At 65.0% G+C, this 13462-nt stretch carries 12 protein-coding genes; 9 read left to right on the top strand and 3 right to left on the bottom strand.

The features are described 5' to 3' along the window. Positions 1 to 66: 66 nt before the first annotated feature. Entirely contained in the window at positions 67 to 846 is a 780-nt protein-coding gene (locus JAB8_RS24690) for a helix-turn-helix transcriptional regulator (protein WP_070291837.1), read from the bottom strand. Between the two features lie 101 nt (positions 847 to 947). Here JAB8_RS24690 and JAB8_RS24685 point away from each other — a divergent pair, with 101 nt between their 5' ends. Further along, entirely contained in the window at positions 948 to 1838 is an 891-nt protein-coding gene (locus JAB8_RS24685) for a DMT family transporter (protein ID WP_070221066.1), read from the top strand. A 38-nt stretch (positions 1839 to 1876) separates the two neighbouring features. After that, positions 1877 to 2464: a class I SAM-dependent methyltransferase gene (locus JAB8_RS24680; RefSeq protein WP_070221068.1), complete on the top strand. Its 588-nt coding sequence runs from the start codon at positions 1877 to 1879 to the stop codon at positions 2462 to 2464. Here JAB8_RS24680 and JAB8_RS24675 read toward each other — a convergent pair whose 3' ends face one another. Further along, a complete protein-coding gene (locus JAB8_RS24675) occupies positions 2465 to 2974 on the bottom strand; it encodes a GAF domain-containing protein (protein ID WP_070221149.1) in 510 nt (169 codons plus the stop codon). Between the two features lie 67 nt (positions 2975 to 3041). Further along, positions 3042 to 3932: a LysR family transcriptional regulator gene (locus JAB8_RS24670; RefSeq protein ID WP_070291836.1), complete on the bottom strand. Its 891-nt coding sequence runs from the start codon at positions 3930 to 3932 to the stop codon at positions 3042 to 3044. An 89-nt stretch (positions 3933 to 4021) separates the two neighbouring features. On the opposite strand from JAB8_RS24670, the gene JAB8_RS24665 reads away from it, so the two are divergent. The 7 genes from JAB8_RS24665 to JAB8_RS24635 all read left to right on the top strand — a co-directional run bounded on the left by JAB8_RS24665 (position 4022) and on the right by JAB8_RS24635 (position 13454). After that, positions 4022 to 5008, top strand: a complete 987-nt coding sequence (locus tag JAB8_RS24665) for an aldo/keto reductase (RefSeq protein ID WP_070291835.1) — start codon at positions 4022 to 4024, stop codon at positions 5006 to 5008. A 140-nt stretch (positions 5009 to 5148) separates the two neighbouring features. After that, a complete protein-coding gene (locus tag JAB8_RS24660; protein ID WP_217494246.1) occupies positions 5149 to 5973 on the top strand; it encodes a CheR family methyltransferase in 825 nt (274 codons plus the stop codon). Between the two features lies 1 nt (position 5974). Further along, positions 5975 to 6583, top strand: a complete 609-nt coding sequence (locus tag JAB8_RS24655; protein WP_070291833.1) for a chemotaxis protein CheB — start codon at positions 5975 to 5977, stop codon at positions 6581 to 6583. Positions 6584 to 6689: 106 nt separating this feature from the next. Then, entirely contained in the window at positions 6690 to 7814 is a 1125-nt protein-coding gene (locus tag JAB8_RS24650; protein WP_070291875.1) for a hybrid sensor histidine kinase/response regulator, read from the top strand. Then, positions 7811 to 11209, top strand: a complete 3399-nt coding sequence (locus tag JAB8_RS24645; RefSeq protein WP_070291832.1) for a response regulator — start codon at positions 7811 to 7813, stop codon at positions 11207 to 11209. The genes JAB8_RS24650 and JAB8_RS24645 overlap by 4 nt, the downstream gene beginning before the upstream one ends. 48 nt (positions 11210 to 11257) lie before the next feature. Then, positions 11258 to 11656 (top strand): MAPEG family protein, encoded by a 399-nt coding sequence (locus JAB8_RS24640; protein ID WP_070221081.1) that lies wholly within the window; start codon positions 11258 to 11260, stop codon positions 11654 to 11656. A gap of 106 nt (positions 11657 to 11762) precedes the next feature. After that, on the top strand, positions 11763 to 13454 hold the full coding sequence (locus tag JAB8_RS24635) for an ATP-dependent DNA helicase RecQ (RefSeq protein WP_070291831.1): 1692 nt from the start codon (positions 11763 to 11765) through the stop codon (positions 13452 to 13454). The last annotated feature ends 8 nt before the right edge of the window (positions 13455 to 13462 follow it).

Below are 13462 nucleotides of genomic sequence, written 5' to 3'. Positions count from 1 at the left end.
CTCTGGAAAGATGTTTGAATTTTAGCATCCTCATATGACAAAGCATGACAAAGCGGAGCCGCTTTTTCAGCGCAGGCCGCGGCGGAACTGGTCCGGCGTGCCGCCGCTCTGGCGGCGGAACATGGCGATGAAGGCGGAGGCCGTGCTGTAGCCCAGTTCCAGCGCGATCGCCTGCACGGTTTCTCCCTGTTCCAGCAGGGGCAGGGCCGCCAGGAAGCGCTGGCGCTGGCGCCATTCGCCGAACGGCATGCCCAGCTCGCGCTGGCAGCGGCGTGCCAGAGTACGCTCGGTGACGTGCAATTGCGCGGCCCACTCGGCCAGTGAGCGATTACTTCCCGGCTCCGCCTGCAGGGCCGCCAGCAAGGCCGCGATGACGGGCTCGTCGCTGCCGGGCAGGTAGTTGCGGCTGCACGGCGCCAGCTGCAGCTGGTCGACCAGCACTTGCGCCAGGCGCTGGTCGGCTGCGGTGGCGGGCGTGGTGACGTTTCTGTCGGCGAAGTCGCCGAGGATGGCTTTGAGCAGGGGACTCAATACCAGCGCGCACGGCTGGGCCGGCAGCTGCGCGCACAGGCTGGCATCGATGTAGGCGGAGTGAAACACGACGTCCTGGCGGATATAGCCGTCGTGCAGGGTCTCGGGCGGTATCCACACGGCGTACTGGGGCGGCGACAGATAGCGCTGGCCCGCCACCATGATTTCCATCACGCCCGTGGAACAATAGGTGAGCTGGCCCCACGGATGGCTCTGGTAATCGAACTGCTGGTGCGCGTGATAATCGTCGAGGCGAAAGTACACGGGATAGGGCAGGGCGTCGGAAACGGCGGGGAAATGCTGGTTGCTGGCCATGGTGTCTTTGTCCTGTTCTTCGCATCGATTGTCCGATATGCATTATATCCATGGAATCAGACCATGCGAAAATGGCGGTATTGAAATCTGGAGTCCGCCGCATGCAAGCCAAGCATTATCTGTTTCCCGTGATCGCCGTGCTGATCTGGGCCATCAATACCATCGTCAGCAAGCTGGCCGTGGGCGTGATCGATCCGGCCGCCATCTCGTTCTTCCGCTGGCTGCTGGCCGGGGTGCTGCTGGCGCTCGTGTTTGGACGCGCCGTGTGGAAGCAGCGGGCCGTGGTGACACCGTATCTGGGCAAACTGTTTGTGCTGGGCATGCTGGGCATGGTCATGTACCAGTGCCTCGCCTACATCGCCGCACAGACGACGACGGCCACCAACATGGGCATCCTCGCGTCGATGATGCCGCTGCTGGCCGTGGGCCTGTCCGTGCTGGTGCTGAAAGAGGCGCCTACCGTGGGCGGCGTGTTCGGCGGCATCGTGTCCTTGCTGGGACTTGGCTACCTGCTCAGCCATGGCGACCCGGCCGCCCTGATCGCCCATGGCGCGGCCTTGGGCGACGCGCTGATGCTGCTGGCCTGCCTGTCGTATGCGGGCTACGGCGTGCTGCTCAAGCGCTGGAAGATTCCTCTGAATAACTGGCACTCCTTGCTGATCCAGGTCTGGTGCGCCGTGCCCGTGCTGTTCGTGTATTACCTGAGCCAGTCGGCGCCGCCCGTCACGGGCGCCGGCTTGCCGCTGGTGCTGTTTGCCGGCATCCCCGCGTCCATTATCGCGCCGTTTCTGTGGATGCATGGCCTGGCCAAGCTGGGCCCCAGCCGCGCCACCACCTTGATGAATCTGCTGCCCGTGTTCACGGTGATCATCGCCATGCTGTTTCTCGGTGAAACCTTGCACAGCTACGATGTGATCGGCGGCGGCGTGACCCTGCTGGGCGTGGTGATGGTGCAAACCCTGAAGCGCCCCCTGCGCCGCGCCAGCGCCTAGTTTTTTTGCTATGCTGATGTTTTTCACAAGGAGCCATCATGCCGGACATTGATACCCTGTTGAGCGAACTTGAAGCCTTCGGCAGCAGCAACGATGCGGCGCACACGGAACGCGCCAGCCGCATGCTCAACATCACGCGCGACACGGGCGAATTGCTGGCCGTGCTCGTGCACGCGCGCGGCGCGCGCCGGCTGCTGGAAATCGGCACCTCGAACGGTTACTCGACCCTGTGGCTGGCGCGCGCGGCGCAGGCGCTGGGCGGCAGCGTGGTGACGGTGGAAAAGGCGCAGGACAAGTTCGACATGGCGCACGACAACTTTGTGCGCGCGCAACTGCAAGGCGTGATCGGTCAGCTGCTGGCGGACGCGGGCGACGTGCTGCGCGATGCGGCGGACGGCGCCTACGATTTCATCTTCCTCGATTCCGCGCGCCAGCAATATGCACAATGGTGGCCGCAGCTGGACCGGGTGCTGGCGGCGGGCGGCGTGCTGGTGGTCGACAACGCCAGTTCGCACTACGCGGACATGGCGCAGTTCCTTGACGCCATCCGCGCCGACAGCCGCTACACGGCGTGCCTGGCGACTGTCGGCAAGGGCGAATTCATCGCCGTCAAGTCCGGCAACTGATTATTCAGCGACGATAGCCGCTTCCAGCACGCGCACCAGCGATTCGACGCCTTGCGCGTCGACGTCATCGAAGCGGCCGGTCAAAGGGCTGTCGAGGTCGAACACGCCGACGATCTGGCCGTGTGCAAACACGGGCACGACCAGTTCCGAACGGGAATTGACGTCGCAGGCGATGTGGCCGGGAAAAGCGTGCACGTCCTGCACGACGATGGACTTGCCTTCGACCACGGTGGTGCCGCATACGCCGCGGCCCTTCTTGATGCGGATGCAGGCCGGCTTGCCCTGGAACGGTCCCAGCACCAGTTCCTCGCCCTTGAGGAAATAAAAGCCGGCCCAGTTCAGGCCCGGCATCGTGTGGAAGACCAGCGAACTGAAGTTGGCCGTATTGGCGATGAAGTCGGTTTCGCCCGACAGCAAGCCTTGCAGTTGCGAACGCAGGTCCGCATACATGGCTTGCTTGGCTTCGGGGGTATCGGTGGCGTAGGCGGCGTCGCTGAGGGTAAACGTCATGGTCGTGGTGGGGCGCAAAATGGGGAAGGCGCTATGGTAGCGCGTCTGGCGCATCCGCGTGTGACCCTCACTTTTGCAGGTGTTCCTGCGCCAGCCGGCGCAGCAGGGGCAGGGCCGCATGGCCGTGCTCTTCCCGCCAGGCCAGGCCGATGCCGGCAGCCAATTCCTCGCCCTCCGCCAATGGCCGGTAGGCCACGCCAGCGAGGCGCAGCGCGCGGAACGAGTCGGCCAGCAGCGCCATGCCCTTGCCGGCCGCCACGTCGCCGAGCAGCACATGGTGGTCGGGCGCCTCGCGCAGGAAGGCGGGCGCGAAGCCATGGCGGCGAAACACTTGCTGGCAATGGTCGAAGAAGGCGGGCTGGCGCGCCCGTTCGAACCAGTAAATCGATTCTGCCGCGATGTCGGTCAGACTGAGCTTGCGCTTCTTCGCCAGCCGGTGCCCGGCGGGCAGGGCCAGCATCATGGGCTGGCGCGCCAGCGGCTGCACGGTCAGTTCGAACGTGGCGCTGGGCAGCGCGAGCAGGGTCGCGTCGAGCTGGCCCTTGCGCACGCCAGCCACCAGGCGCGGCGACGGTGCCGCCGTCAGTTCCAGCCGGACATTGCCCAGTTGCGCCTCCAGCGCCGCCAGCAGCGGGCGGAACAGGCCGGCCGCCACGGAGCTGGTCAGACCCAGGCGCAGGCGTGCCGGGGCGGCATCACGCTGCAGCGACGTTTGCGCCGTCTCCAGCAAGTCGAGGATGTGCAGTGCCTGCGGCAGCAGGGTGCGGCCCGCCTGCGTCAAGGCCACGCCCTGCGTGTCGCGCTCGAACAGGCGCGCGCCCAGTTTTTCTTCCAGTGTCTTGATGGCGCGCGACAAGGGCGGCTGGGTCATGTGCAAATGCTCGGCCGCCTGGCGAAAGTTCAGGCAGCGGGCAACGGCGCAAAACAGGGTCAGGGCGTGGGTGTCGAGGGCTCTCATACCAGAAAGGTATCACGAAATCGCGCATTCCCCCGCCAGCCGGCACGGCCTAGACTGGCTGCATCGGGTCAACACATGAGGAGAGCAGCATGCAACAACGACGGATCGGTAATAGCGGCTTGAACAGTTCGGCACTGGGCCTGGGCTGCATGGGCATGTCGGAATTTTATGGCGCCACGGACGAGGCGCAATCGATGGCCACCCTGGAAGCGGCCCTGGCGGCGGGCGTGACCCTGTTTGACACGGCCGACGCCTACGGTTTTGGCCACAACGAGCAATTGCTGGGACGTTTCCTGGCGCGCCACCCAGGCCAGGCGCTGGTCGCCACCAAGTGCGGCCTGGCGCGCGAGCCGGGCAGCTATGCGCGCCGCGTCGACAATTCCCCCGCCTACATCCGCCAGGCGTGCGAAGCGTCGCTGGCGCGCCTGGGCGTGGAGAGCATCGACCTGTTTTACCTGCACCGCCTGAACCTCGATACCCCTTTGGCAGAGTCGATGGGAGCGCTGGCGCAATTGAGGCAAGAAGGAAAAATTCGCGCCGTAGGCTTGTGCGAAGTGAGCGCCGCCACTTTGCGGCGCGCGGCGGCGCTCTGCCCCGTGGCTGCCGTGCAGAGCGAATACTCGCTGTGGACGCGCGAGCCGGAGCAGGGCGTGCTGGCCGCCTGCCGCGACGTGGGCGCCAGTTTCTTTGCCTACAGCCCGCTGGGGCGCGGTTTCCTGACGGGCGCCATCGCCGATGCGGCCAGTCTCGACGCGGGAGATTTCCGCCACTTCAATCCCCGCTTTGCCGCCGACAACCTGGCGCATAACCAGGCCATCGTCGCGCAGGTCAGGGACATCGCGCGCGCCAAAGGCTGCACGCCGGCCCAGCTGGCGCTGGCCTGGCTGCTGGCGCAAGGCGACGACATCATTCCCATCCCCGGCACCAAGCGCATCGCCTACCTGCACGACAACCTGGGCGCGCTGGTCGTGCGGCTGGACGGGGCGGAGCTGGCGGCGATGAACGCGGCCTTTCCCCTGGGCATGGCGGCGGGCGCGCGCTATACGGAGGAAGGCATGAAGGGCGTGGATGCCTGAAAAAAGTGGCTCTAGCGTACGCCAGCGTACCTAACTGACGCTTTTCCTGCGGGATAATCGGCGACGATCTGCTAGCATTTGGCAGTGACTGCATGGTGCGTGTTGCACCGTGTTCAACGGTCAGGTATCCGATGAGGTGGATGTTGTTAGATGACGATATTTTCGATATAGAACTGAAATTATTGCTTGAGGGAATATTGCTGCGCTATCAGCACGATTTCCGCGATTATTCCGTGGCCTCCCTGCGCCGGCGCATGCGTCAGGCCATGGAGCGCTTCGGCTGCGCCAGCCTGTCGCAATTGCAGGACCGCATCTTGCACGAGCCGCCCATGTTCGCGCAGATGCTGCAATTTTTTACGGTGCAAGTGAGCGAGATGTTCCGCGATCCCGCGTATTTCCGCGCCTTGCGCGAAAAAGTCGTGCCCATCCTGCACACCTATCCCTCGATCAAGATCTGGGTGGCCGGCTGCAGCAGCGGCGAAGAGGTGTGGTCGCTGGCCATCTTGCTGGAAGAGGAAGGCTTGCTCGAGCGCAGCATGATTTATGCGACCGACATCAATGTGGAAGCGCTGGCTGCCGCGGAAGCGGGTATCTATCCGGTCGAGCGCATCGCCCAGTTCAGCGAGAATTATCAGCTGGCGGGCGGCAAGCGCTCGCTGTCCGACTATTACACGGCCGCCTACAAGGGCGCCATCTTTGACCGGCGCTTGCGGCGCCAGTTCGTTTTCGCCGACCACAGCCTGGCGACGGACAGCGTGTTTTCGGAGGTGCACATGGTTTCCTGCCGTAACGTGATGATTTATTTCAATAAAGATTTGCAGGACCGCAGCCTGGGCCTGTTCCACGAAGCGCTGGTGAACCGGGGCTTCCTGGGTCTGGGCATGAAGGAAAGCCTGCATTTCAGCCGTCATGCGGACAGCTTTAACGAGCTGAGCCCGGCCGAACGCATCTTCCAGCGTGCCTGACATGCTGCCGAGCTCCGACGTCGCGCCACCGCCGGCCGGCCTGCGCCTGATCGCCATCGGCGCTTCGGCCGGCGGCGTGGAAGCGCTGGGCATCGTGCTGCGCGCCTTGCCCGCCACCTGCCGCGCGGCCGTGGTGGTGGTGCTGCACCTGGCGCCGGGCCGCTCGAGCCAGTTGCCGCAGTTGTACGCGGAACGTTGCCAGCTGCCCTTGCGCGAAGCGCAGGACAAGGAACCGCTGCAACCCGGCGTCGTGTATTTCGCGCCGCCCGACTACCACCTGCAAGTCGAGCCCGATGGCTGTTTTTCCCTGTCGCAGGAAGCGCCAGTGTATTTTTCACGCCCATCGATCGATGTCTTGCTGGAAACGGCCGCGTATGCCTACCGGCGCGCCATGCTGGCCATCATCCTGACGGGCGCCTCGGCCGACGGCGCGGCGGGCCTGGCGCGCGTGCGGCAGCTGGGCGGCAGCGCCTGGGTGCAAGACCCGCAGCGGGCCAGTTGTGGCATCATGCCGGCCGCCGCGCTCAAGCTGGCCGGCGCCGACCGCGTGCTCGATTTGCCGCAAATGGCTGCCAGCCTGGCATTGCTCGGCGATGGCGAACACAAGTGAATGGGAATAGTGTAGTGCGTGTAATATATGTGAGAATTGAAACAATGTTTATGTCCATATCGAAACACGATGGCGTCTTGCCGTTGCGATGCCTGAAGATGATTCCGTGACCGCCCCTATTCATATCCTCGTCGTTGACGACATCGCGCAAAACCTGGTCGCCGCCGAAGCCGTGCTGGCGCGGCCCGGCATTGTCATCCTGAAGGCCAGCTCGGGCGCGCAAGCGCTGGAACTGCTGTTGACGCATGAAGTGGCGCTGGCCCTGATCGACGTGCAAATGCCGCAGATGGATGGTTTCGAGCTGGCCGAGCTGATACGCGGCAGCGAGCGCACCCGCAGCATCCCCCTGATTTTCCTCACGGCCGCGTCGCGCGAGCCGAGCTACAGTTTCCGTGGCTACGAGGCGGGCGCCGTCGACTTTCTCTACAAGCCCATCGACGTGAAAGCCTTGCAAAGCAAGGTGGCGGTGCTGGTCCAGCTCTACCAGCAGAAACGCGAATTGTCGGCCCAACTCGACGAACTCAAGCACGCGCTGCACCTGAATGAACTGTTCACGGCCGTGCTGGGTCACGACTTGCGCACGCCCTTGTCGGTGGTGATGAACGGCGCCATGCTGTTGCCGATGATGAGCGACCACCCGAAGGTGATCGTCACGGCGCAGCGCATCGAAAGCAGCGCCAAGCGCATGGCGCGCATGGTCGACCAGTTGCTGGACCTGGCGCGCATCCGTTCCGGCTCGATGGAGTTGCGCGGCAGCATGCACGACTACCTGGCGCTGGCCCGCGCCATCGTCGAGGAATGCGAGACGGCCGGTCAGGCGCCGCTGGTCGAGGTCAGCAGCGTGGGCGAGCTGCACGGGCAATGCGATGCGGGCCTGCTGTCGCAAGTCATCTCGAATCTGTTAAACAATGCCATCACGCATGGCGAGCCGGGCGCGCCCGTGCAACTGGCCCTCGACGGACGGGACGCCGGCAGTATTGAATTGCGCATCGCCAATCGTGGCGTCATTCCCGCCACCTTGCTGCCGACCCTGTTCGAACCGTTCCAGCAGGCGGGCGAGAAGCGCCGGACGGGGCAGGGCCTGGGACTGGGCCTGTACACGGCAAACATGTTCGTCAAGGCCCATGGCGGCACGCTCGAGCTCAGTTCGACGGCCGCGCAGGGCACGCTGGCGACCGTGCGCATTCCGCGCCAGTGCCAGGTGTGCGTGCAAGCGGGACGGGCGACATGAGCGCGCCAGCCTGGCCGCGCGGCGGCGGCAGCATGGGGGAACTGGTGCGCGAGCGGGACTGGTCCGCCACCAGCCTGGGCGCCGTCGATGGCTGGCCCGCCCATCTGCGCACCAGCGTCGACATCGTGCTCAATTCGCCGATGGCGATGGTGCTGATGTGGGGCCCGCAGCACGTCATGATTTACAACGACGACTACATCCAGATCGCCGGCGAGCGCCATCCGGCGGCGCTGGGCGGCACGGTGCCGGGCATCTGGCCGGAAATCTGGGACTGGAACGCGCGCATCCTCGAAGCGGGACTGCGCGGCGAGACGCAGGTGCACCGCGAATGCTGTTTGCCGCTGTTGCGCGGCGGACAGCGCACGGACGTCTGTTTCGACCTGTTCTACACGCCCGTGCATGGCGCCGGCGGCCAGGTCGACGGCGTGCTGTGCACGGCGCTGGAATTGACGGCGCGCATGGAGGAGGGGCGCAAGCTGAAGCTGGCCACGGCCGAGCTGGGCCAACTCAACACCACCTTGCAGGCCGAGAGCGAGGCCGTGCGCGCGGCCAACCGCCGCCTGGGCGAGGAGCGGGCGCTGCTGCGCGCCCTGTTCCAGCAGGCGCCGAGTTTCATGGCCCTGCTGCGCGGGCCGCAGCACGTGTTCGAATTGGCGAACGAGCATTATCTGCGTCTGGTCGGGCACCGCGATGTGCTGGGCAAGACAGTCGAAGCGGCCTTGCCTGAAGTCAAGGAGCAAGGTTTCATCGAGCTGCTCGACCAGGTCTACCGCACGGGAGAACCTTACGAGGGGCGCCAGGTGAAGGTGGACTTGCAGGCGGCGGACGGGCAGACGGGCCAGCGCCAGATCGATTTCGTGTACCAGCCCATCAAGGATGAAGAGGGCGTGGTGACGGGCATCCTCGTCGAAGGCATCGACGTGACCGAACGCATGGAAGGCGAGGAGCGGCTGCGCCTGGCCCAGCAGGCGGGCGGCATCGGCACCTTCGAATGGTTCCCCGAGACGGGCGCGATGGTGGTGTCGCCCACGTTCCGCCGCCTGTGGGGTATTGCCGACGAGGTGGAAGTGACGGAACGCCTGCTGGTGAGCCTGGTCGACGCGCGCGACCAGCAAAAGGTCGGACCGAGCAAGCTTGACGTCGCGCCCAATCCCCTCGAATACGTCGAGTACCGCATCCGCCGCCCCGCCGATGGCGCGCTGCGCTGGATCGCGCGCCAGGGCGAGGTGGTGGCCGGCCGCGTGCCGGGCCAGCGCCGCTACGTGGGCGTGTCGTTCGACGTGACGGAGCGGCGCCAGATCGAGGATGAACTCAATGCCAGCCAGGAGCGCATGGCGGCCATTTTCGGCCAGGCCTCGGTGGGCTTGTCCGAGCTGGGCCTCGATGGCAGTTTCCAGAGGGTCAACGGTGCCCTGTGCTGCATGCTGGGGCGTTCCGCCGAGGAACTGCTGAGCTTGAACATGAACGACATCATGCATCCGGCGGACGTGCCCGGCAACAACGTGCTGTTCCAGCGTCTGGTGGAAACGGGCGAGTCGTTTTCGCTGGAAAAGCGCTACCTGAAGCCCGACGGCACGCAAGTGTGGGTGTCGAGCAATGTCAGCCGCCTCGTCGATGAGCAGGGTCATACGCGTTCCCTGATCGCCGTCAAGACGGACATCACGGACCGGCGCCGTGTGGAAAAAGCGCTGCATGAATTGAATGAAACGCTCGAGCACCGGGTCGAACAGGAAGTCGGTGAGCGCACCAAGGCCGAAGACGCGTTGCGCCAGGCGCAAAAGATGGAAGCCGTGGGCCAGTTGACGGGCGGCATCGCGCACGATTTTAATAATGTGCTGCAAATTATTTCCGGCAATTTGCACTTGCTGCAGCATCTGGCGGGCACGGATGGCCTCATGCGCCAGCGCCTGGACACGGCGATTGCCGCTGTCGAGCGGGGCGCCAAATTGTCGTCGCACCTGCTGGCCTTTGCGCGGCGTCAACCGTTGAAACCCGTGGTGGCCGACCTGGCCCGCGTGGTGCGCAACATGGATGCGCTGCTGCGGCGCGCGCTGGGCGAAGCGATCGACATCGTGCTGGTGGGCGGCGGCGGGCTGTGGAATACCCTGGTCGACCGCAGCCAGATCGAGAACGTCATCCTCAACCTGGTCATCAATGCGCGCGACGCCATGGATGGCGTGGGCAAGCTGACGATCGAGCTGGGCAACGTCGTGCTCGACGAACAGTATGTGCACAATCTGGTCGACGTGCCGGCGGGCCAGTACGTGATGCTGTCGGTGACGGACACGGGCCGCGGCATGAGCGGCGCCGTGCTGCAGCGCGCGTTCGAGCCGTTCTTCACCACCAAGCCGGAAGGCGCGGGCACGGGCCTGGGCCTGTCGATGGCGTATGGCTTCGTCACGCAAAGCCGCGGCCATATCCGCATTTACAGTGAACCTGGCGTGGGCACGGGAGTCAAAATCTACTTGCCCCGTTCCCTGATGGCCGAAGCGGACGAGGAACTGGAATTGAGCGGCGTCGTCACGGGCGGCACGGAAACCGTGCTGGTAGTGGAAGACGACGTGGGCGTGCGCACCACCGTGGTCGATATGCTGGGCGCGCTGGGCTACAAGGTACTCAAGGCCGAGGATGGCGAAAGCGCGCTGGCCGTGCTGCATAGCGGCGCGCAGATCGACTTGCTGTTTACGGACGTCATCATGCCCGGTCCCGTCAGCAGCACGGAGATGGCGCGCCAGGCGCGCGAGTTGCAGCCCGATATCGCCGTCTTGTTTACGTCGGGCTACGCGCAGGATGTCATCGTGCATGAGGGGCGTCTCGACGCGGGAGTGGAATTGCTCAGCAAGCCGTACCGGCGCGAAGAGCTGGCGCGCAAGCTGCGCCATGTGCTGGCCAACCGCCAGCAGCAAATGCGTGCGCGCCAGTTTGAACGGTCCGGCGCGCCGGTGGCCGGCATCCTGCCGACCGGCAGCGCGGCTGCCAGCGTGCTGGGAAGTGACACGCCGGGACTGGACTTGACGGGCCATGCTCCGGAACCACAGGGGGACATGCCGACATCGATGAAAATACTTGTGGTGGAAGACAACCTCGATTCGCAGCTGATGGTGTGCGAACTGGTGGGCATGCTGGGCCATACGGTCAGCGGCGTATCCGATGGCGAGGCGGCGTGGAAATTGCTCAACGAGCAAGACTTCGATATCCTGTTTACCGATGTCAGCCTGCCCGGCATGTCCGGCATCGCGCTGGCGCGCATGGTGCTGCGCGATAAACCGGCCATGCGCATCATCTTTTCCACGGGCTATGGCAAGGAATCGATGGATGAGCTGGGTTTTTCCGCCAGTGTCTTGCGCAAGCCCTATGATTTGATGGAGTTGCAAGCGGCACTCGACCAACCTTGACGGGCACGCGCCGCTTCGGCCCGCCCGTCTCACACGTAGAGGTAAGGCATGACCCCTGAACTGACGATGCTGGCCGGTACCCTGGTACTGGCGCTGGTGCAAATCCTGCTGCCCGCGCTGTTCCGCACGCGCGAAACGGGCACGGCCTATAACGTGAGCGCGCGCGACGGCGACGGACCGCCCGTGGGCAAGATCACGGGCCGTTTGCGGCGTGCCCAGGCAAACCTGTTCGAAACCCTGCCCCTGTTCGCCGCCGCCGTGCTGATCGCCCACGTGACGGCGCAGGAAAGCGCACTGACCCTGTACGGCGCCGCCCTGTATCTGGCCGCGCGCGTGCTGTATTTGCCCCTGTACGCGTTCGGCGTGCCCGTCGTGCGCACGCTCGTGTGGTGCGTGTCGATTGCCGGGCTGCTGATGCTGTTCTGGGCCATCCTGTTCGCTTCCTGAAATCCTACGCTGGCTGTAGCAGCCGTCCTATGGTCGTACGCCAGACCCGGCCGTAAAGTGGCGGCAAGCTGGCAATTGGCGCCGGCATGTGAGGGACCGGACCACGATGGCGACTACCATTTCTGCAGTGAACGAAGCGGGCAGCGCCCGCCAGCGCAAGATCCAGCGTCTGCTGCGCTCCGTATTTGGCGTGGCGCGGCTGCGCGCGGGCCAGCAGGACGTCATCGACAGCGTGCTGGCCGGACGCGACACCCTGGCCATCATGCCCACGGGCAGCGGCAAGTCGCTGTGCTACCAGCTGCCCGCCGCTCTGTTGCCCGGTGCCACCGTGGTGGTGTCCCCGCTGATTTCTCTGATGAAGGACCAGCTGGAAAAGCTGCACGAACTGGGCATCACGGCCGTGCAGCTCAACAGCAGCCTGTCGCGCGCCGAGGAAGACGACGCCATCGCCCGCATCGCCCAGGGCGGCAGACTCATCATCTTTTGCACGCCGGAACGCCTCACCAATACCGCCTTCCTGTCCCTGCTGGCCGGCGCGCCGCCAAGCCTGGTCGTCATCGATGAAGCCCATTGTATTTCCCAGTGGGGCCACGACTTCCGTCCCGCCTACCTGGACATCGCGGCCGCCCTGCGCGCGCTGGGCCGCCCGCCCGTGCTGGCGTTGACCGCCACGGCCACCGGGGAAGTAATGGCCGATATCGATACGCAACTCGAAGCGCGCAAGCTGAACGTCATCAATACCGGCATCTACCGCGCCAATTTGCGCTACCGCGTGATCCAGGTCACGAATGCGGGAGAAAAACAGGACGAAGTCCTGCGCCTGCTGCGCGAGACGCCGGGCGTGGGCATCGTGTACGCGGCCACCGTCAAGGCCGTCGAAGACCTGGCGGCGCGGCTGGAAGCGTTGGGCGAGAGCGTCACCTGCTACCACGGCAAGCTGGCGGCGCGCGAGCGCAAGCACCACCAGGACTTGTTCATGAATGGCGAGCGCCGCATCATGGTGGCCACCAACGCCTTTGGCATGGGCATCGACAAGCCCGACACGCGCTTCGTCATTCACTTGCAGGTGCCGGCCAACCTGGAAGCGTACTATCAGGAATCGGGCCGCGCAGGGCGCGACGGCTTGCCCGCCGACTGCACCTTGCTGTACTTCCAGGAAGACAAGCGGGTCCAGCAATTTTTTCTGGCCAAGCATTACCCGACGGCCGAGGAACTGGCCGCCATCGTGGCGGCAGCGCAAGAATTGCCGGCCACGTTTACTTTCGCTGCGCTGGCGTCCAGCCTGCCCGATTTTTCTGACGGCCACCTGAAGGTATGCCTGAAACTGTTGAAAGACGGCAAGCTGCTGCGCCAGGACCGCAAGCTGGGCTACAGCCTGAAAGCGCCCTCGGCCAGCTCGCCCTCGTATGCGCAGCTGGCGCAGATCTACGTCGACAAGCAGGAGCGCGACAAACAGGCGCTCGAGCAGATGGTGGCCTATGCGCAAAGCGGCTTGTGCCGCTGGAAACTGCTGCTCGATTATTTTGGCGATGCCGGCGATTTCGAGCGCTGCTGCACCTGTGACAATTGCCTGTCGCCGCCCGCGCTGGCCGCGCCCATTTCCCTCGACGAGTTGCCCCCGGTCCCGTCCCAAGCGCCATCGCCGCCGCCAGCGCCGCAGATCGCCGTCGGCAGCCGCGTGCGCGTGCCCCGCTACCAGATCGGTACCGTGCTGTCGGTGGCGGGCGACCAGGTCACGATTGCCTTTCCGGAAAACACCACGCGCACCTTCATGGCCGAGTTTGTCGCACCGGCGTGAACCCAGTG

The organism is Janthinobacterium sp. HH106 (assembly GCF_001758725.1).
Taxonomy (GTDB): domain Bacteria; phylum Pseudomonadota; class Gammaproteobacteria; order Burkholderiales; family Burkholderiaceae_D; genus Janthinobacterium.
Note: the sequence above shows the minus strand (reverse complement) of the source record. Positions and strands in the feature narration are given on the sequence as shown.

Excerpts from the sequence above, each read along its gene's own strand:
- JAB8_RS24690 (WP_070291837.1), bottom strand. The coding sequence starts at position 846 with ATGGCCAGCAACCAGCATTTCCCCGCCGTTTCCGACGCCCTGCCCTAT.
- JAB8_RS24685 (WP_070221066.1), top strand. The coding sequence starts at position 948 with ATGCAAGCCAAGCATTATCTGTTTCCCGTGATCGCCGTGCTGATCTGG.
- JAB8_RS24680 (WP_070221068.1), top strand. The coding sequence starts at position 1,877 with ATGCCGGACATTGATACCCTGTTGAGCGAACTTGAAGCCTTCGGCAGC.
- JAB8_RS24675 (WP_070221149.1), bottom strand. The coding sequence starts at position 2,974 with ATGACGTTTACCCTCAGCGACGCCGCCTACGCCACCGATACCCCCGAA.
- JAB8_RS24670 (WP_070291836.1), bottom strand. The coding sequence starts at position 3,932 with ATGAGAGCCCTCGACACCCACGCCCTGACCCTGTTTTGCGCCGTTGCC.
- JAB8_RS24665 (WP_070291835.1), top strand. The coding sequence starts at position 4,022 with ATGCAACAACGACGGATCGGTAATAGCGGCTTGAACAGTTCGGCACTG.
- JAB8_RS24660 (WP_217494246.1), top strand. The coding sequence starts at position 5,149 with ATGTTGTTAGATGACGATATTTTCGATATAGAACTGAAATTATTGCTT.
- JAB8_RS24655 (WP_070291833.1), top strand. The coding sequence starts at position 5,975 with ATGCTGCCGAGCTCCGACGTCGCGCCACCGCCGGCCGGCCTGCGCCTG.
- JAB8_RS24645 (WP_070291832.1), top strand. The coding sequence starts at position 7,811 with ATGAGCGCGCCAGCCTGGCCGCGCGGCGGCGGCAGCATGGGGGAACTG.
- JAB8_RS24640 (WP_070221081.1), top strand. The coding sequence starts at position 11,258 with ATGACCCCTGAACTGACGATGCTGGCCGGTACCCTGGTACTGGCGCTG.
- JAB8_RS24635 (WP_070291831.1), top strand. The coding sequence starts at position 11,763 with ATGGCGACTACCATTTCTGCAGTGAACGAAGCGGGCAGCGCCCGCCAG.